The organism is Polynucleobacter sp. 30F-ANTBAC (assembly GCF_018882385.1).
Lineage (GTDB): Bacteria > Pseudomonadota > Gammaproteobacteria > Burkholderiales > Burkholderiaceae > Polynucleobacter.
On sequence record NZ_JACVON010000001.1, the window covers coordinates 1 to 17,563 of the forward strand.

The 17,563-nt window shown below is 43.1% G+C and carries 21 protein-coding genes; 14 read left to right on the forward strand and 7 right to left on the reverse strand.

The window, feature by feature from the left end; genetic code table 11:
* The 11 genes from ICN28_RS00005 to ICN28_RS00055 all read left to right on the forward strand — a co-directional run.
* Nucleotides 1–1,138: cadherin-like domain-containing protein (locus ICN28_RS00005; protein WP_216285273.1), on the forward strand; the 1,138-nt coding region annotated here is incomplete at its 5' end.
* A 3-nt stretch (nt 1,139–1,141) separates the two neighbouring features.
* Entirely contained in the window at nt 1,142–3,145 is a 2,004-nt protein-coding gene (locus tag ICN28_RS00010) for an efflux RND transporter periplasmic adaptor subunit (RefSeq protein WP_216285274.1), read from the forward strand.
* 4 nt (nt 3,146–3,149) lie between these two features.
* Nucleotides 3,150–5,273, forward strand: a complete 2,124-nt coding sequence (locus ICN28_RS00015) for a site-2 protease family protein (protein ID WP_216285275.1) — start codon at nt 3,150–3,152, stop codon at nt 5,271–5,273.
* A 189-nt stretch (nt 5,274–5,462) separates the two neighbouring features.
* Nucleotides 5,463–5,711, forward strand: coding sequence for a zf-TFIIB domain-containing protein (locus tag ICN28_RS00020; RefSeq protein ID WP_216285276.1), 249 nt, complete (start codon nt 5,463–5,465; stop codon nt 5,709–5,711).
* A 273-nt stretch (nt 5,712–5,984) separates the two neighbouring features.
* Nucleotides 5,985–6,998 carry a TerC family protein gene (locus ICN28_RS00025; protein ID WP_216285277.1) on the forward strand — a complete coding sequence of 338 codons (1,014 nt, stop codon included), beginning with the start codon at nt 5,985–5,987 and terminating at the stop codon, nt 6,996–6,998.
* 231 nt (nt 6,999–7,229) lie between these two features.
* On the forward strand, nt 7,230–7,763 hold the full coding sequence (locus tag ICN28_RS00030; RefSeq protein WP_216285278.1) for a chalcone isomerase family protein: 534 nt from the start codon (nt 7,230–7,232) through the stop codon (nt 7,761–7,763).
* Nucleotides 7,764–7,791: 28 nt separating this feature from the next.
* Nucleotides 7,792–8,307: a DUF3833 domain-containing protein gene (locus ICN28_RS00035; RefSeq protein ID WP_255536059.1), complete on the forward strand. Its 516-nt coding sequence runs from the start codon at nt 7,792–7,794 to the stop codon at nt 8,305–8,307.
* Between the two features lie 7 nt (nt 8,308–8,314).
* Nucleotides 8,315–8,833: a DUF2878 domain-containing protein gene (locus ICN28_RS00040; RefSeq protein WP_216285280.1), complete on the forward strand. Its 519-nt coding sequence runs from the start codon at nt 8,315–8,317 to the stop codon at nt 8,831–8,833.
* Nucleotides 8,820–9,134, forward strand: a complete 315-nt coding sequence (locus ICN28_RS00045; protein ID WP_216285281.1) for a 4a-hydroxytetrahydrobiopterin dehydratase — start codon at nt 8,820–8,822, stop codon at nt 9,132–9,134. Before ICN28_RS00040 ends, ICN28_RS00045 begins: the two co-directional genes overlap by 14 nt.
* 132 nt (nt 9,135–9,266) lie before the next feature.
* Nucleotides 9,267–11,123 (forward strand): dihydroxy-acid dehydratase, encoded by a 1,857-nt coding sequence (gene ilvD, locus ICN28_RS00050; protein ID WP_216285282.1) that lies wholly within the window; start codon nt 9,267–9,269, stop codon nt 11,121–11,123.
* 94 nt (nt 11,124–11,217) lie between these two features.
* On the forward strand, nt 11,218–11,676 hold the full coding sequence (locus ICN28_RS00055; protein ID WP_216285283.1) for a potassium channel family protein: 459 nt from the start codon (nt 11,218–11,220) through the stop codon (nt 11,674–11,676).
* 150 nt (nt 11,677–11,826) lie between these two features.
* Here the strand turns inward: ICN28_RS00055 and ICN28_RS00060 are convergent, their stop codons facing one another.
* Together ICN28_RS00060 and ICN28_RS00065 are read right to left on the reverse strand one after the other, a co-directional pair.
* Complete coding sequence (locus ICN28_RS00060; RefSeq protein WP_216285284.1) at nt 11,827–12,186, reverse strand: hypothetical protein; 360 nt, start codon at nt 12,184–12,186, stop codon at nt 11,827–11,829.
* Between the two features lie 4 nt (nt 12,187–12,190).
* Nucleotides 12,191–12,586 (reverse strand): YchJ family protein, encoded by a 396-nt coding sequence (locus ICN28_RS00065; RefSeq protein WP_216862342.1) that lies wholly within the window; start codon nt 12,584–12,586, stop codon nt 12,191–12,193.
* Nucleotides 12,587–12,665: 79 nt separating this feature from the next.
* On the opposite strand from ICN28_RS00065, the gene ICN28_RS00070 reads away from it, so the two are divergent.
* Nucleotides 12,666–13,265, forward strand: coding sequence for a 1-acyl-sn-glycerol-3-phosphate acyltransferase (locus ICN28_RS00070; RefSeq protein ID WP_216285285.1), 600 nt, complete (start codon nt 12,666–12,668; stop codon nt 13,263–13,265).
* 15 nt (nt 13,266–13,280) lie between these two features.
* Nucleotides 13,281–13,877, forward strand: coding sequence for a YqiA/YcfP family alpha/beta fold hydrolase (locus ICN28_RS00075; RefSeq protein ID WP_255536060.1), 597 nt, complete (start codon nt 13,281–13,283; stop codon nt 13,875–13,877).
* Between the two features lie 33 nt (nt 13,878–13,910).
* Here ICN28_RS00075 and ICN28_RS00080 read toward each other — a convergent pair whose 3' ends face one another.
* The 4 genes from ICN28_RS00080 to ICN28_RS00095 all read right to left on the reverse strand — a co-directional run bounded on the left by ICN28_RS00080 (nt 13,911) and on the right by ICN28_RS00095 (nt 16,662).
* Entirely contained in the window at nt 13,911–14,678 is a 768-nt protein-coding gene (locus ICN28_RS00080) for an SUMF1/EgtB/PvdO family nonheme iron enzyme (protein WP_216285286.1), read from the reverse strand.
* Entirely contained in the window at nt 14,675–15,229 is a 555-nt protein-coding gene (locus tag ICN28_RS00085; protein ID WP_216285287.1) for a sulfite oxidase heme-binding subunit YedZ, read from the reverse strand. The genes ICN28_RS00080 and ICN28_RS00085 overlap by 4 nt, the downstream gene beginning before the upstream one ends.
* A 3-nt stretch (nt 15,230–15,232) precedes the next feature.
* The gene (gene msrP, locus ICN28_RS00090; protein ID WP_216285288.1) at nt 15,233–16,210 is read right to left on the reverse strand and encodes a protein-methionine-sulfoxide reductase catalytic subunit MsrP; all 978 of its coding nucleotides are present in this window, start codon (nt 16,208–16,210) and stop codon (nt 15,233–15,235) included.
* Between the two features lie 71 nt (nt 16,211–16,281).
* Nucleotides 16,282–16,662, reverse strand: coding sequence for a CoA-binding protein (locus ICN28_RS00095; RefSeq protein WP_216285289.1), 381 nt, complete (start codon nt 16,660–16,662; stop codon nt 16,282–16,284).
* A gap of 52 nt (nt 16,663–16,714) precedes the next feature.
* Between ICN28_RS00095 and ICN28_RS00100 the strand changes: the two genes are divergently transcribed.
* On the forward strand, nt 16,715–16,942 hold the full coding sequence (locus ICN28_RS00100) for a TIGR02450 family Trp-rich protein (RefSeq protein WP_216285290.1): 228 nt from the start codon (nt 16,715–16,717) through the stop codon (nt 16,940–16,942).
* 6 nt (nt 16,943–16,948) lie between these two features.
* On the opposite strand, the gene ICN28_RS00105 is transcribed toward ICN28_RS00100, so the two are convergent.
* Nucleotides 16,949–17,533, reverse strand: coding sequence for a hypothetical protein (locus tag ICN28_RS00105; protein WP_216285291.1), 585 nt, complete (start codon nt 17,531–17,533; stop codon nt 16,949–16,951).
* Nucleotides 17,534–17,563 lie beyond the last annotated feature (30 nt).

A 17,563-nucleotide genomic window follows, 5' to 3' on the forward strand; every position in this document is an offset into this window, starting at 1 on the left:
GATCAATGCGGATGGTAGCTATAGCTTTGTGCCAGTTGCTAACTACACAGGTGCGATCCCAGTTGTAACTTATGTGATCAGTGATGGTCAGGGTGGTACAGATACATCGACCTTGACGCTCACGATGGTGCCGGTAAATGATCCTCCTCTAGACGATAACGAATCAGAGCAAACTGAAAAGAATGTGCCTTTATCAATCTTGGTTGCAGATGGATTATTGAAAAATGCAACCGATAGCGATGGAAATGCCTTAACTATTGATAGCTATACGATTCCAGGTATTGCTGGCGTTCAGCAGGTTGGTACACCAATAGATATTCCAGGGGTGGGTGAGATTACTATCAATGCTGATGGTAGCTATGTCTTCATGCCGGCAAATGATTATGTTGGATTAGTTCCCGTTATTACTTATACCGTTTCTGATGGTCAGGGTGGAACGGATACATCGACACTGGTTATAACGATCAGGTCTGATGAAAACTTACCACCATTACCAAGAAAAGACGTCTTTGGTCATCATTACTTCCAACGTCGCTTTGAAGAAAAGCCGATTGAAATGGGGCACTATGAGTTCAATGAAATTGTTTTAGATTTCAATGGTGAGCATGGTGGTATCAATCAGTTCCGTCCGCCAATGAGTGATACGACCGGCACACGTGATGCTCTAGATTATTCAAACGTCACGCCGTACAACAAGTTTGACCGTGTTGGTGATGAGATTGAGATCGCAAAGCGCTCATTGGATTTAGGTCTAGCCATTCTTAAGCTGCCGGATTATGAGCTACGCAACATCTTGCCATTAGCGGATGTCAAAGTACCTGCTAACGGTAATGTGGAGTATCGCCTTCCTGCAGCCACTTTCAAAGGCGGTAAGGGTGACTTAAAGCTGGTGGCAGTTCAAAAAGACGGTTCGCCATTGCCTGGCTGGTTGAAGTTCAATCCTAAGACAGGCTTATTTGAAGGAGTTGTTCCGCCAGACCATGAGGGTCCAATTGATCTTAAAGTGATTGCAACAGATGACGTGGGTGGTCAAGCCGATGTTAAGTTAACCATCAAGCCAGAAAAGGCTAAAGCAAGTCTCAAAGGCAAGCCGTCATTCACAGCGCAATTAAAAAGCGCTATTGGGTTGGGTAAATAATCAATGAGTAATCAAGGTTCCGAGATGAGCCAAGAGCAGCAATCCATTGTCATGCTCACGACGATCATGGATTTGGCACGTCGTGCACGGCGTGCTGAAACAGCTCAGGCATTGCAGTTCTTATTGGTCAACCAAACCATGCCTTTACTCAAATACACCATTGCATTGCTGTGGGTTGAGAATGAGGGGGTTGTTCTCCAATCGGGTGTTTCTCAAATAGATCGTAACTCACCATTTATTCAGGCGAGTAACGAAATTCTTGAGGGTTTATCGCAGCAGACTAGCTTATGTATTATTGAATCAGACATGCTCACTGGTTCACAGTTACGTGAGTGGGGTGAGTGGCTGCCATCTTCTGCTATTTGGGTACCAATTAACGCTCTTGAAAGAAAAGCAGGTTTATTACTCTGCCGTGAAGATTCGTTTGATGAGAATGCTTTACCGGTATTAAATGAGTGGGTAGAGATTTGGACACATGCTTGGGTGAAATTATCAGCACCAACCGTGCAAGGCGAGCTCAGTAAGTATTGGCATAACTTTAAACAGCGCATACCTGATCAAGCAACTTGTATTCAGGAGATGCGTTATGTGATCGCTGGTGCTAAGTTTGTATTAGCCCCTGTGATTGCCAAAGCTAATGAAGAATTGCTTGATTTTAAGAAGCGTCATAAGTTAGATGACTTTGGTCTTGAGTCCATTCTAAAAAAACTACTACCTGCATCTAAAGACAAGGCTAAACCCAAAGCAAAACCAAGAGGAAGACCGCCGAAGGCTAAAAAGAAGCTAACTTTTTCTGAGAAAGTTAGAGCCCAATATCAGCATGTATGTGACAACCCTATTGTTATATGGCAAGGCTGCAAAGTTGTAGGGAAATTAATAGGAAAATTGATAGCTCTGCCATTTGTGGCATTTGGGCGCTTTGTTGAAAAGAGCTTTGCTCAAGTAGTGGAAGATCCAAGTTGCGTGCCAAGATACTTTAAAGATTGTTACGGCACGATTCGTCGACGATTGATTGCAATCGACAAGTTCATTCAAGCAAGCTTTACAGCTATACGAGTGAACCTCGTTAAGCTTTGGAAGTTCCTGAGTGTTCGCTCTATTCCTCTTCAGGAAAGAGTTAAAAAGGACATGGCTTGGGCAAAAGAGCAGGGTGCTGAGGGTGTTTTACAGGCAACGCTCAGAGAGGCCAAAGCCATCTGGGCAGATAAGCGTCGCCGCTGGAAATGGATTATTTGGACATTCATCTTATTCCCAGTTCGTTTGTCGGTTTTAGTGCCAGGTGAATTGGTGCCGGCTAATCCAGCCATCATTCGTGTGCCGATTGAAGGCGTGGTTGATCAATTCTTTGTATCTCCTAACGATCGAGTTACCCAAGGTCAGCCACTCTTTAAACTAGACTTGGCTTCACTGTTATCAAAAGCCCAAGTGGCCGAGCAAGAAATCAAGATCGCCCAACAAGAATATCGTCAGGGTGCTCTTCAGTCTTTGACGGATGCTAAAAGCCGTGGTCAATTAGCGGCTCAAGAAGGTAAAGCGGCTGAAAGAAAAATCGAAGCGGATTACCTAAAAGATTTATTAAACAGAGCCACGATTGAGTCTCCACGAGACGGTATTGTCATTTTTGATGATCCTAGCGAATGGGTTGGTAAGCCAGTGGTGGCTGGTGAAAAAGTCATGGTGGTCGCCACAGAAGGTCAAGTTGAGGTAGAGGCTTGGATACCTGTGGGTGACATGTTAGAGGTGCCTGATCGTGCCTCGGCCAGTTTGTATTTAAATGCTAGCCCGTTTAATGCGGTATCTGCCAATATTCGTTATGTAGGTCATGAGCCCATGTTACGCCCCGATGGTACCTATGCTTATCGTGTCCGCGCCTCTTTACCGAAGGGTAAAAAAGGTCCGCGTGTTGGTCTCAAAGGCACTGCTAAGGTTAACGGGCAGTTTGTGCCTTTATCTTATTGGGTGTTGCGTAAGCCGCTGGCGATCACACGTCAGTTCTTAGGAATCTAAACTCATGATGGCGCCACCAGGGAAGAGACCATGGCCTCAAATACGTGAAGAGCTAGGTTTATATACGGCTCCGACCGAACGTGATGGCTCGCCCATGTGGACGATTCATGATCCAGCGCGCAATGCCTACTTTCAGATTGACTGGTTGTCTTTTGAGGTTATTTCTAGAATTGGCTTAGGAAGTGTTGAAGCCATCTGTGAGTCAATCAATGAAGATACAACGCTAGAAGTTGATGAAAATGCTGTTAACGCCGTATTCACATTTCTTAATGAAAATGAACTTTTATTAAGAACGGGCGAGCAGGATCTCAATTGGTTGTCTCAGCGCGCAGCAATGCGTAAAAAAGATTGGTTTCAATCACTCTTGCACGGGTACTTATTTTTCCGTATACCGCTGGTAAAGCCGGATCGATTTTTAGGTCGGCTATTACCCCATATCAGTTTTTTACTATCCAGTCGTTTTTTTAAATTAACCGCAGTTATTTTTCTGGTTGGTTTATGGCAAATTTATCGCCAGTGGGGTACTTTTAGTACCGCGTTTGTTGATACGTTTAGCTTTGCAGGTATCTTGGGGTATGCCGGTGCTCTCATAGCAGTCAAGATATTGCATGAGTTAGGTCACGCGATAGTGGCTAAGCGCTGCGGTTGTAAAGTTCCCACCATGGGCGTGGCTTTCTTGGTCATGTTCCCCATGGCCTATACGGATGTCACGGAATCTTGGAAATTGGATTCTCATCGCAAGCGCCTCCAAATTGCCGGTGCTGGTATTTCTACTGAATTAATTATTGCTGCTTGGGCTATTTGGCTGTGGGGTTTCTTGCCGGATGGCGCGGTGCGTAATGCTTGTTTCTTCTTGGGTACAACCTCGATTGTGGCGACCATATTGCTCAATGCCAGCCCATTCATGCGCTTCGATGGTTACTTTTTGTTATGTGACTTTTTGGGGATGCCCAATTTACACCAGCGAAGCTTTGCTTATGCACGTTGGTGGTTGCGCGAACAGTTGTTCAAGTTAGGTGAAGCGCCACCCGAAACACTCACACCTGATCAGCATCGCTTTTTTATCATTTTTGCTATTACCACTTGGATATACCGATTAATACTGTTCATTGGTATTGCGGTGATGGTCTACAGCTACTTTTTTAAAGCGTTAGGGATTGCCTTATTCATTGTGGAGATGTGGTACTTTGTATTGAAGCCGATCTCTCAAGAGCTTCGTCTTTGGCAAAAGCAATGGGATAGGATTGGACCAGCGTTCCGACAAAAGCCAGCCTTCTATGTCAGCCTGATCATTATCTTGATCTTAGTTGTCCCGTTTGATATCACTGTTAATACGCAGGGCATGCTCAAGCCAGAGAAAAGTTTTACGATGATTACCTCTGTGCCTGTGCAATTAAGAGCATTGCCAGCCCCTTTAGGTTCTAGAGTTGAAGCAGGGTCGCTGATTATTGGCTTGGAATCTCCGGAGCTCAATAAAAAAATTGCACAGATGCAAGCCAGAATAGATTCATTAACTTTTCAAGTGGCTGCTTCAGGTTTTGACCCTCAGTTACGTAAGCAGCAGGCTATTCTCCGAGAGCAGTTGCAGTTGAGCCAGGAAGCACTTGACGGTTTCAATAAAGAAAAAGCTCGTTTGAATCCCAGAGCTCAGTATCCCGGTGTGATTGCAGATGCCAATCCAGATCTATTTGTTGGAGAGTGGCTACCTAAAGGCGCTCAATTGGTTTCGCTGGTAGATGACCGTCAGTGGGTGGTGGATTGTTATGTGACTGAAACTGATTTGAAGCGATTGGATAAGGGTAATTGGGGTCGCTTTATTCCTGAGGGGCGAGGCCTATGGGGAAGTAATTTAAGCGTTATTAGCATTGATAGAGATGCAACCCGAACTCTTGTTGATGGCGCTCTTGCTTCAACTGCTGGAGGTGATATTGTTGTTCGACTTCAAGAGAAAAAGGTCATACCAGAGCAAGCTATCTATCGCGTGCGATTAAAAGTGGATGGCTGGTTCCCATTAAATTCGGAAGGTTACCTTCGTGGCAACGTCGTCATCTATGCTTGGCCAAAATCCATCTTGGGAGACTTCATTAGAAGTGTCTTGGTGACTCTCTTAAGGGAAGTTGGTTTTTAGAAAATTTATGCTTAACTAAATTGGTTTGGTGATAAATAACTCTTTAAATTTTTCGATTTAACTCGCTCATATATCCCTTTGATTTAAAGGAAATTAGACTTCTGCAAATTAAAACGTTCATACATATAATTTTTTTACAGCCTATAGCTGTCAATGTTATTCATAACGTTAACTTTGAAGGAGTTTTCTATGCAGTGTCCAGCTTGTAAAGATTCTCAGTTGGTAATCTCTGAGCGCCAGCGCATTGAAATTGACTATTGCCCATCTTGCCGAGGTGTTTGGTTAGATAGAGGTGAGCTTGATAAATTAATTGAGAGATCAAGTGCTGATCAGCCCAATATATCCATGCAAAACCAACAGCCACAAGCACAAAGAAATGACTACCGCCCAGACTATCATCGCAAACATAAGTCATGGTTGAGTGATATTTTTGATTAATTAGGTAAAACCAATAAATCTGTATTTTTATAGGGTTATTTGACGACCCCTCATACTTCTATTACTATTTACACGTCTCTCTCAGGGAGTAGCTGTTACAAAAGCCTACCGGGCTTTTATTTTGGTGCCGTCATTACGACAGGGTTGAAGTGGCTTTCATCTTTGTTCGGTTCCTTAACTCGAATCATGAATGTTCGAGCGGCAAGACTAATTGAGACCTCTTTTTAATTTGTTTCCTATGCGTGGCCGGCTTAGGATGAGAGGTTCAAGACGATGTTATCTATCGGTACTCCCTTATTGTGGTCATTATTTGCAGCTTTTGTTTTAGTTGCTTTGTTGATTGACTTCTTTGCCCTTAATAAACAGGGCTCTCATTCAGTTACTATCAAAGAAGCCACCATTTGGTCGCTGATTTGGGTGGCTGTTTCATTTCTATTCGTAGCTTGGTTGTGGTGGTTCTTGGGAGGTATGGGGTCAGACCCTGCAGCCAAAGAATTGGCGGATGCGAAAGCGCTTGAGTTTGTCACGGGTTATTTGGTTGAGAAAGCGCTTGCTGTAGACAACATATTTGTCTTCTTAATGCTTTTCACTTACTTTGCGGTCCCATCAGAATTTCAAAAACGTGTTCTGATGATTGGTATCTTAGGGGCTTTAGTGCTCCGCGCCATCATGATCTTGGTGGGAGCTTGGTTGATTGCTCAGTTCCACTGGGTGATGTATATCTTTGGCACATTCTTGGTCTTTACGGGCGTGAAGATGTGGTGGGCCGCTGGTCAAGAGCCTGATCTTGATAACAACCCAGCGTTGAACTGGATCAAGCGTCATATGAAGATATCGCCAACGTACGATGGTGAGAAGTTTTTCACTGTGACTAACGGCGTCAAAATGGCAACTCCTTTATTTGTGGTGATTTTGTTGATTGGAATTGTGGATGTGGTGTTTGCGGTTGATTCCATCCCTGCTATTTTTGCGATCACAACCGATCCATTTATTGTTCTGACTTCTAATGTGTTTGCGATCCTGGGTTTAAGAGCGATGTATTTCTTGTTGGCCAGCATGCATGAGAAATTCCATTTACTTTCTTATGGTTTGGCGATTGTCTTGGTCTTCATCGGTGTAAAAATGCTATTGATTGATCTTTACAAGATTCCAATCACATGGTCTTTGGGGTTCACAGTATTAACTTTAGCTTTGACGATGGTCTTGTCATTGAGGATTGCTCCGAAGGCTGGCGCATCAAATACGGCCTTCCCATTTGAACCAAAATCTGATAAAAAATCCAAATAAGCTAGCCTTATGTCAAATTACCCGGCCATCAATTAAGAGGGCTGGGTTTTTTATTGGAGCCTTGCCTAAAGGGGTTTGAGTGACCAATACCCCTAACAGTTGAGGACTTACTTGGTGAGCTAAGAAAGATTTAACTATCAGGAGTAAGCTTAAGGGATGAACATCACCTCTTACTCTGATTCATTTAAAAATGCATGCTCATCAAAGGCAATCCTTATTTTAGGGTTTTTGATGGCTGCTTCCTTTTTGCACATCAACCAGGCTAATGCATCAAACGCTCATAACGCGACTTTGGTCAATCAGCAGATTAATCAAGCTGAAGTGATTGGGGAGGGGCGTTTGATTTATTGGGGTTTTAAACTTTACGATGCGCAGCTATTTGCTAGTAAGGAATCTCAAGGTGGATATGCTTTGGATCTTCACTATCTGCGTCAGTTTGAAGCTCAGGCTTTGTATCTGCAAACCTTGGAAGAAATGGAAAAGATGGGGGTTTCTAAGCAAAAACGTGCGCTGTGGGATCCGCAACTTAGTAAAGCATTTAAAACAGTTAAAAAGGGCGACTCCATCACAGCGATTAAAAAGTCTCGTGATCTCACACAACTATTCCATAATGGTCAGTTCATGAGCGAGATCCGTGGTGAAGAATTGACCAAAGCATTTTTTGGAATTTGGTTGCACCCTCGCACCAGCGTACCTAAGTTAAGGCAAAGCCTTTTAGGTGAGAGCTGTCCGAGGATTAATTTAGAGGCATATTGCAATGAATAAATGGATAAAAACATTAGGGGTTAGTTTAATGAGCGTTTCAATGCTATTGGGTTGTTCCAGTGTTAAGGTGAGTGAATACGCTCAAGAGACTCCGGTTTTAGATCTGGCAACGTATTTCAATGGCACGATTGATGCCCATGGAATCTTTACAGATAGAAGTGGCAAAGTTGTTAAAAGGTTCAAGGTGGTAATTGAGGCCAACTGGACAGTTAAAGATGGTCAAAAAGTAGGCGTGTTGGATGAGGCTTTCACTTATTCGGATGGCACCACACAGCGCAGAGTGTGGACTTTGACCGAAGTAGCACCTAAGCGCTACCAAGGTACGGCATCGGATGTAGTGGGACAGGCTGTAGGTGAGGTTTCTGGTAATGCACTCAACTGGTCGTACACCTTGGCTTTGCCAGTGGATGGCAAGGTATACAACGTCAAATTCAATGACTGGATGTACCAGATGGATGACAAAGTCATGTTGAATAAAGCTGAGATGAGCAAGTTTGGCATTTACCTAGGTGAAGTCACCTTGGCTTTTTATAAGCGCCCTTGATTCAGTCATGAAAAAACTCATTAACTTTATTCAGTTTCAGGCAGTCTGGTTTCTTTGTATTTTAGGTGCGGCACATGGCTTTGAATGGCCTGCGATCCTCGTTTCCGCCTTGATCTTAGCTTGGGCATGGTGGGTCTCTGAAGATCGACGCCATGATCAGTGGATGATGATTATTGCCGTAGCACTTGGCATAGTCATTGATAGTAGTTTGGTTTGGTTGGGCATTATGAGCTTTAAGTCAGAAATTTGGACAGGCTTTTCACCCATTTGGATGCCCTTTATTTGGGCTGCCTTAGCGATCACGATTCAGTCATCGATGTCTTGGTTGGCTAAGAGCTATCGATTAGCAGCTGTCTTGGGCGCTATCAGTGGCCCCTTTGCTTACTGGGCAGGCGTGCGGATGGAGGCGGGGAGTTTTCATGACTTCATCACAGCCATCGCAACACTCTCAGTGATTTGGTTGGTTGTAACGCCTTTGTTATTTTATTCCTCTCAACGTTTAAAAGAATCTCATGTCCAACGCTAAACCAACTCTAATTCAAGTCCAAGTCTCCGACTTGGAAAAAATACCGGGATGGATTTTGAGTCAAGATGGATTGAAGATCACTAAGGAATTTAAATTCAAGGGATTTGAGGAAGCATTTAAATTCATGACGGCGTGTTATCCCATCATTGAGGAAATGAACCATCACCCCGATTGGTTTAATTGCTACAGCCTTGTTAAGGTTCATCTAACAACTCATGATCTTGGGGGAGTGTCCCCAAAAGACATTGAATTGGCAAAAGCCATGAATCAAGTCTTTGATAGGCAAAAGAACCTCGGTTAACGGCCATTTTTGGGCTAATTAAGTTGGTTTTGAAGGGGTATTCAGGCGAATGGGTTCAGCCCGCTCTTATCATCGTGAAAGGTATAAAATGCCAAAGTTGACGATATATAAATAATCAAGGAGTTCTTCATCATGCCTGCATACCGTTCTAAGACATCTACCGCTGGTCGAAACATGGCTGGCGCACGCTCACTATGGCGTGCTACAGGTATGAAAGATGATGATTTCAGCAAGCCTATTATTGCCATTTCTAACTCGTTTACGCAGTTCGTTCCAGGTCACGTGCACTTAAAAGACTTGGGTCAATTGGTGGCTCGTGAAATTGAAGCAGCGGGTGGCGTAGCCAAAGAATTCAATACCATTGCGGTTGATGATGGCATTGCGATGGGGCATGACGGTATGTTGTACTCCTTGCCAAGTCGCGACATCATTGCAGACTCTGTTGAGTACATGGTTAATGCCCACTGTGCAGATGCACTGGTGTGTATTTCTAACTGCGACAAGATTACGCCGGGTATGTTGATGGCCGCTATGCGCTTGAACATTCCTGTGATTTTTGTCTCTGGTGGTCCTATGGAAGCCGGTAAGGTCAAGTTAGCTAACCCGACCACACAAACGATTGAGATTAAGAAGTTAGATTTAATTGATGCAATGGTGATGGCTGCTGATAGCAAAGTTTCCGATGCTGATTTAGCTGAAATTGAGCGATCTGCTTGTCCAACATGTGGTTCATGCTCGGGTATGTTTACCGCTAACTCCATGAACTGCTTAACTGAGGCCTTGGGGTTATCTTTGCCGGGTAATGGTACTGTTGTGGCAACACACGCGGATCGTGAGCAATTATTTAAAAATGCTGGACGTCAGATTGTGGAGTTGTGCAAACAATATTACGAAGGTGATGATGAATCAGTATTGCCTCGGTCTGTTGGTTTTAAAGCATTTGAAAATGCCATTACATTAGATATTGCTATGGGTGGTTCAACTAATACCATCTTGCATTTATTGGCGATTGCTCAAGAAGCTGAAATTGATTTCACAATGGCTGACATTGATCGTATGTCTAAGATTGTGCCGCAGCTTTGTAAGGTGGCTCCTAATACCAACAAATACCATATTGAAGATGTTCACCGTGCTGGCGGCATCATGGCGATTTTAGGTGAGCTTGACCGCGCAGGTAAGTTGCATACAGATGTGCCAACCATCCATGCTAAAACCATGAAAGATGCTTTGGATCAGTGGGATATCGCACGCAACCCAAGTGAGGCAGTTAAACATTTCTACATGGCAGGTCCTGGAGGTGTGCCGACTCAAGTGGCATTCAGTCAAAATGCTCGTTGGCCTAGTTTGGATCTTGATCGTGCTGAGGGTTGCATCCGCTCTGCTGAGCATGCGTTCAGCCAGGAGGGTGGTTTAGCCGTATTACGCGGCAATATCGCTTTGGATGGCTGTGTAGTCAAGACAGCAGGCGTTGATGATAACTTGATGGTATTTGAAGGTCCTGCACACGTTGTGGAAAGCCAGGATGAAGCGGTTGAAAACATCCTTGCAGACAAAGTAAAGTCTGGTGATATCGTTGTAGTGATTTACGAAGGCCCTAAGGGTGGTCCTGGCATGCAAGAGATGCTATACCCAACCAGCTACATCAAATCAAAAGGCTTGGGTAAAGCTTGCGCCTTATTAACCGATGGTCGTTTCTCAGGCGGTACTTCTGGTTTATCTATCGGGCACTGTTCGCCAGAAGCTGCGGCTGGTGGTGCCATTGGTTTGGTGCGTAATGGCGACCGTATCCGTATTGATATACCTAATCGCCGAATTGATGTTTTAGTCAGTGATGAAGAGTTGGCTAAGCGCCGTGTGGAGCAAGATAAGTTGGGTTGGAAACCAAGTAAACCTCGCCCACGTAAAGTGTCTGCAGCGCTTAAAGCCTATGCCATGTTAGCAACGAGTGCTGACCGTGGGGCAGTGAGAAATCTTGATCTTCTGGGTTAATCAACAAATTTAGATCTACATCAAAACCCCAAGCTCAGTCTTGGGGTTTTTTATTGGTACTATTAACCAATCTCTATTATTTAAAGAAGCTCCTATGTTGCTAGCCTTTGCATTTGTATTTAATACTATCTTGGTTATTAGTGCCATCCTGATCCATTATGAAGTGCTATTCAAGTTGGATAGAACGCTCCCGCGTATTGCGCACCTGCATTCACGCTATCGAGTATTAATTGGTGTGGGAGTTATCTTTATGACGCACGTCGTTGAAATTTGGTTATTTGCTTTGGGGTATTTTGTGACCTTGCAATTTCCAGGAATGGGTGAGTTGGTTGGGAGTTCAGCTGGTCATGGCGTGTTCTTAGATTATGTCTATTTTTCTTTTATTACCTTTACAACAGTAGGTTATGGCGACTTTATAGCGCAAGGCTATGTCCGTTATTTGACTGGCGTGGAAGCCTTGGTTGGATTGTTATTGGTGGCATGGTCGGCATCTTTCTTATTTATTGAGATGCAAAAATACTGGACGGATTCTAGGAAGTTAGGCGCTAATTAAGGGTCTAAAATAAAACCCTCAAACTGCTTAATAAGCGATAAGATCTGAATATATTAACTAGGAGAAAAACATGGCAAAAGGTCAACAACGTAAAACTAAAGAAGCAAAAAAACCTAAAAAAGCACCAGCTCCTAAAGCTTAATTAGCGTTTTACTTTTCACTCATCGCTTTATAAATGCTTGGGAAGCAAGTTAGAAAAATATAACTTGCATATTGCTCTGGCTGCATGTGATCCAACGCAGCATAGATCTCTTCCCTTAGTAAGCCAATGGCATGAGAATCTGTCTTTGCAAGCGCATCGACTAATTTTTGTGCCAAAGAATCCTTTTCAAGATCAACCCCGTGGTTGATTTTGACTTCCCCTAAAAAAGCACCGTACATGCTTGCAAACTGCATATCAGCCACAAAGCCTTTATGAAGGTTGGGGTGATGCTTAGTTAAAGCAACCGCTTGCTTTTGGCAATCTTGGAAGATTGCCCGCATTTTATGGAGGATATCGTCTTCATTCATAGGCTTATTTTATCTCCGGAAATTCGCCGTCAACATAAAACCAGCGATCATTTTGTTTGATGAATTGACTAATTTCATGAATGCGATGCGCTTTACCATTTACTTTAAATACGGCAACAAATTCAACCGTGCCTGAGAGTTGGTCCGCTGCCATTGAATGATGTTTAATTTTTAAATCGACCCATTGTGTTGAGGGTTGATCTTGAAAAAGAGGTTCTTCTGGGCAGGTATCAGGGTGCCAGGTAGATAAAAGATAGGCTTCCAACTCCATGACATATGCACTATAGCGAGAGCGTATCAGTTTTTCAGGGGTTAGGGTAATGGCTTTCCCTAGATGGAAAGGTTCGCAGCACGATGCATAAGACTTGCCGCCACAAGGGCATGGTTGTAATGAGTTCAAAATTAGATACTTTTTAAGATGTCACTGAATAGCGATAGTTTAGTCAGCTCAACATGAAAATGCTATTAAACTGTACCCAATGTCTCAGAATGATTTAGCACCATTTCAACCCAATCGATTGGCTCAAAAGCTATTAGAGCTTTGCGGCTGGAAGTGTTCTTTCAATGGTTTGCCAGGGCCTCGCGGAGTGATTATTTTTTACCCGCACACGTCTAACTGGGATTTTTGTATGGGTATTTTGGCTAAGTGGGCGATGGGTGTGCAGTTCAAATTTTTGGCCAAACACACCTTGTTTAAGATACCAGTCTTTGGGGCTTGGCTTGCATCGATTGGTGGGATACCGGTTATTCGCCATAGTCCTCAGGGTTACGTCCAAGATCTAGTTCAAACTATTTCTGGTGCTCCTTATTTTTGGCTAGTTATTGCTCCCGAGGGTACTCGTCGAAAAACTACTGGCTGGAGAAGTGGCTTCTATCAAGTAGCTTTACAAGCTCAAATTCCGATTGGGTTGGCTTATTTGGATTACAGAAAAAAAGAAGTGGGTCTAAGCACCTTCTTTACTCCCAGTGGCGATGCTGATAAAGATCTTATTTTTTTCAGAGATTTTTATGAGGATAAGATAGGTTGCCATCCCCATCATGCATCCCCCATCCAATTTTGGACGCCTCCAAAGCGGTAATAGACTTTTATCACTATGCATTTGATTATTTATCTCCATGGGTTTAAATCCTCTCCCGAATCTAGTAAGGCTGTTTTAACGAAAAAGACGATTCTTTCTTTGAAACAGCAGGGGCAGGATGTCGATTGGTATTGTCCGCAGTTGCCACCATCTCCTCAAGAAGCTATGGCGATGGTATGCGCCAAGATAGATCAAAGTCACTTTGAGCAGTTATCCATCATGGGATCTTCTCTGGGTGGTTATTACGCCACCTATCTTGGTGAGAGATATGCTGCTCAATTCCCTAAGGTAACTTTACTGAATCCTGCGATTGAGCCTGCTAGGGATTTAGAAAAATACATAGGTGAGCAAAAGTCATGGCATAGCGAGGATAGTTTTTACTTTAAGCCTGAATACATTGAAGAGTTAAGGAACCTCTACCAATCGAGAGTTACCCAGCTTGAGCGATACAACTTGATTGCTTGTAAGGGAGATGAGGTTTTAGATTGGCAAGAAATGGTGGCCAAGTACCCCAAAGCACATATCACTTTGCAAGAGGGCGGGGACCATGCCATCAGTAACTATTCAGACTATGTCACAGAGATCCTCAAATTTCATGGTTTGCTTGGCTAAATAAAGCCATCAGCTAGATATCAAAGAGATGTTTTATTGAACATCTCTGACACATCTGAAGCCAACATATGCCACCTTGGTATCGGGTGATTTGCTGGCGAGGTTGGACTCCAATTGATTTTTTGGTCCGTACCACCACGATGCACCTCGAGTCACTTTCTCAGAGCCAATTGCTGTATCCACCCATTCCCAAGCATTGCCCCCCATGTCATATAAGCCATTGACACCAGCTTGAGTGGTCATCACAGGAACATGACCATGGCCTCGCCACAGAGAGCCTGATGGTGCTGTGCCTTTAAGACCTGCACAGCCATTCAAACAATGAGAATTCTTGGGGGTGTCACCATGAGGGTAGGTATATCGTTTGCCCTTTGTAAATGGCTGTGTAGGAGTGATTCGTTGTTCTAAAAATGCAGCAGATGTCCATTCAGAGTCCGTTGGTAATCTTTTGCCAAAGAATGAGCAAATGGCTTTCGCTTCATGAAAATTTAAGTGAACTGCTGGCTCATTATTTTTTGCTTCGATGCCAAACGGTTGGCGCCAATTCCATTGGCTCTTTCTGGTCCAGCCGGATTCATAAATAAAGCTCCCGCCTTCTCTTTCTCCCGAGCTCACAAAGCCTGTTTTCTCGGCATAAATTTTTACTGTCGCAACCGTTACCTCATGCAAATCCCATTCCAAGTTGCCTATGCGAGTTATTTTTTCGGTTGCCTGATTTTGAGCAACTGCTGACTGGATGAATAAAACGCTTGTGATCAAGCAAGATAAAAGTGATGGTGGTATTAGATTGGTATTCTTCATTTTTTTAGTCTGAATAAAAGTAATGAAGTAATAACGAGTGCGTAAATACCTACCTCTTGGAAATCGTTCTTGCCAGATTTGTGCCAAAAATAATGCAATATCACCAATACAGCGATCAGGTAAACCAATCGATGCAATTGACCCCAGCGTCTTTTTAATTGATGCATGGCCCATTGGTTGGAGGTTAATGCCAGTGGCCATAGGCCAACAAAAGCAATAAAGCCTAATGTGATGAATGGGCGCTTCAGTACGTCTTGCCACATCTCTGACCAGCTAAGATTGTGATCTAACCAAAACCAAATTGAGAAATGAAGTAGGGCATAGAAAAAAACAAACAGCCCTAACATGCGGCGATATCGAAGTAGCTGGTTCCAGCCGGTTAGACGCCTAAGAGGCGTAATGGAAAGTGTTAAGCAGAGAAAAACTAAAGCCCACGTACCCGTTGAGCGTGTAATGAACTCAATAGGGTTGGCCGTTAAATCATCCTGGAAGCCTAGAGCAACTAGTCTGACTAAGGGCAGCAACCCCAGAATAAAAATAAGAAATTTCATTACTTAATAGAATTTTCTCAAATCCATACCTTTGTAGAGATGAGCCACTTCTTCAGCGTATCCGTTAAATGGAAGTGTTTTAACTTTAGGGGCAAATAATCCGCCTTCACTTCCAATGCGTCTCTCGGTTGCTTGACTCCAACGTGGATGATTGACATCGGGATTCACATTCGAGTAAAACCCGTATTCATAAGGCGCGGAAATTTTCCAACTGGTCGCAGGTTCTTTATCTGTAAATCTAATTTTGACGATAGATTTAGCGCTCTTGAATCCGTATTTCCAAGGCACAACCAAGCGAACAGGGGCACCATTTTGATTGGGCAGTATTTCCCCATACAGGCCAAAGCTTAAAAGCGTGAGAGGATTCATCGCTTCATCTAAACGTAGGCCTTCGGTATAGGGCCAGTTAAGAACGCTGTTATTAACGCCTGGCATTTGTTTAGGATCAGCGAGGCTTACGAACTCAACATATTTTGCAGAGCCAAGTGGCTGACAAGCTTTAATTAAATGAGATAGGGCATAGCCGTTCCATGGAATAACCATTGACCAACCTTCCACGCAGCGGAAACGGTAGACACGTTCTTCCATGGCTGCCAACTTTAATAGACTATCAATGTCCCATTCTTTGGGTTTCTTCACTAAGCCTTCAACACTGACTGTCCATGGTCTAGTTTTTAGTGTGTGTGCGTAGCGAGCTGGATCGGATTTATCCGTACCAAACTCATAAAAATTGTTATACATCGTGATGTCTTTGTAGCTGGTGATTTTGTCTGGCAAAAAGTAGCTGGGATTCTTTTTGGAGGGTAGTTTAGTCCCGTTGCTGGCAAATGCTTGCCGACTAAAAAAGCTCATATCGGATAACCCTAATGCTCCCACTGCCGCCATTTGAATCAATTGGCGGCGTTGTTCAAATACCTTTTTGGGGGTAATGCTACTTGGGTCTATCGTTGATTGGTAGGGTGTTTTAGCGTCTTTTTTCATAGCCCTAGCTTAAAACAGAAATACTTTTCCTGCTTAAGCTATTAAAAATAATAAACCCGTATATTGGAATATCACTGGCGCATGTGCTCGATCATCAAGCATTGATCCATGATAGCCTCTAAGCCATGGGCTTGCGCGTAGTCAAGAGCTTCTTGATTGATCACCCCTAACTGCATCCAAAAGACTTTGGCGCCAATTTTGACGGCATCGTGAACAATGGGTAGGCAATCCTCAGATTTTCTAAAGACATTGACCATGTCGATCGGTTCAGGAATACTCAAAAGATCAGGGTAGCAAGTCTCACCCAGCATCTCCGAGCATAAGGGGTTGACTGGAATAATGCGGTATCCAGCAGACTGCATATATTGAGCAACTCGATAGGATGGGCGAGAGGGCTTCTCTGAAAGCCCCACAACTGCAATAGTTTTAGTTTCTTGCCATAATTTAGTCATATGACAAGTATCTACTGAAATGTATAAAAATTAAAGTGATCAAAAAGACACGATGACTAAAAATCCCTTGCACCCCAAAAAGCTACTATTGAGTAAGTGGACTGATCTTGCTCCTCAAAATAAAGAAAAACACTTTATGGTCGTGAAGGTGATCCACCCGGAAAATCCACTAGATGCTATTCAACAAGTTGTCATTGAGGCAGTGATGACAAAGCGCCAGAAAACAATCCATTGGCGAAACTTAACCAATGGATTGGAATGGCAGCAGGGTTGGATTTAAGTCTGCTTATCTATGCAGAAAAACAATAACGCTAATGATAATACCTGTGCAAATTAGAAACATGGCTGAAGAAAAGCTAATCAGCCTATTTTGCACGTCGGATTGAAAGCGATCGAAATAAGTTAACAAGTCATTTTTCAGTTGATGCATCTCGTTTCTAATGTTTTCATGGCTTTTATGCATTTGCTCTTTAACTGTATTTAACTCATGTTGATTCTCTGCAATTGAGTTATTAATTTTTTCCAGAATGTCGCTGCGCTGCTCCGTTATTTGAACTCTTAAGTTATTGATCTCAGAGTTCTGATTATTAATTCCTTCTGCGATCGCTTTGACATCATTTTTTAAATCTTTGACATCATCTTTTAAATCTTTAAAGTCAGTTTTTAAATCTTTAAATTCATTTTTTAAGTCTTTAAAGTCAGTTTTCAAGTCCTTAAAGTCAGTTTTGAGTTCTCTGAAATCTTCTTTTGTTGTTAATTGATTCATATCATCTTTTAATTCAGAGACGCCTTTTGAGATTGCATCGGATTGTTCTGGTGTTAAGCCTGAGGATCTTAGATTTTTTGCAAACTCCAAGTTACTAAATGCCATCGTGGTCAATTTTCTCTCCTGTTTAGACGC

Excerpts from the sequence above, each read along its gene's own strand:
- ICN28_RS00045 (WP_216285281.1), top strand. The coding sequence starts at position 8,820 with ATGTCCAACGCTAAACCAACTCTAATTCAAGTCCAAGTCTCCGACTTG.
- ICN28_RS00010 (WP_216285274.1), top strand. The coding sequence starts at position 1,142 with ATGAGTAATCAAGGTTCCGAGATGAGCCAAGAGCAGCAATCCATTGTC.
- ilvD (WP_216285282.1), top strand. The coding sequence starts at position 9,267 with ATGCCTGCATACCGTTCTAAGACATCTACCGCTGGTCGAAACATGGCT.
- ICN28_RS00030 (WP_216285278.1), top strand. The coding sequence starts at position 7,230 with ATGGCTGCTTCCTTTTTGCACATCAACCAGGCTAATGCATCAAACGCT.
- ICN28_RS00095 (WP_216285289.1), bottom strand. The coding sequence starts at position 16,662 with ATGACTAAATTATGGCAAGAAACTAAAACTATTGCAGTTGTGGGGCTT.
- ICN28_RS00080 (WP_216285286.1), bottom strand. The coding sequence starts at position 14,678 with ATGAAGAATACCAATCTAATACCACCATCACTTTTATCTTGCTTGATC.
- ICN28_RS00035 (WP_255536059.1), top strand. The coding sequence starts at position 7,792 with ATGAGCGTTTCAATGCTATTGGGTTGTTCCAGTGTTAAGGTGAGTGAA.
- ICN28_RS00070 (WP_216285285.1), top strand. The coding sequence starts at position 12,666 with ATGTCTCAGAATGATTTAGCACCATTTCAACCCAATCGATTGGCTCAA.
- msrP (WP_216285288.1), bottom strand. The coding sequence starts at position 16,210 with ATGAAAAAAGACGCTAAAACACCCTACCAATCAACGATAGACCCAAGT.
- ICN28_RS00015 (WP_216285275.1), top strand. The coding sequence starts at position 3,150 with ATGATGGCGCCACCAGGGAAGAGACCATGGCCTCAAATACGTGAAGAG.
- ICN28_RS00105 (WP_216285291.1), bottom strand. The coding sequence starts at position 17,533 with ATGGCATTTAGTAACTTGGAGTTTGCAAAAAATCTAAGATCCTCAGGC.
- ICN28_RS00075 (WP_255536060.1), top strand. The coding sequence starts at position 13,281 with ATGCATTTGATTATTTATCTCCATGGGTTTAAATCCTCTCCCGAATCT.
- ICN28_RS00085 (WP_216285287.1), bottom strand. The coding sequence starts at position 15,229 with ATGAAATTTCTTATTTTTATTCTGGGGTTGCTGCCCTTAGTCAGACTA.
- ICN28_RS00055 (WP_216285283.1), top strand. The coding sequence starts at position 11,218 with ATGTTGCTAGCCTTTGCATTTGTATTTAATACTATCTTGGTTATTAGT.
- ICN28_RS00020 (WP_216285276.1), top strand. The coding sequence starts at position 5,463 with ATGCAGTGTCCAGCTTGTAAAGATTCTCAGTTGGTAATCTCTGAGCGC.
- ICN28_RS00025 (WP_216285277.1), top strand. The coding sequence starts at position 5,985 with ATGTTATCTATCGGTACTCCCTTATTGTGGTCATTATTTGCAGCTTTT.
- ICN28_RS00100 (WP_216285290.1), top strand. The coding sequence starts at position 16,715 with ATGACTAAAAATCCCTTGCACCCCAAAAAGCTACTATTGAGTAAGTGG.
- ICN28_RS00040 (WP_216285280.1), top strand. The coding sequence starts at position 8,315 with ATGAAAAAACTCATTAACTTTATTCAGTTTCAGGCAGTCTGGTTTCTT.
- ICN28_RS00060 (WP_216285284.1), bottom strand. The coding sequence starts at position 12,186 with ATGAATGAAGACGATATCCTCCATAAAATGCGGGCAATCTTCCAAGAT.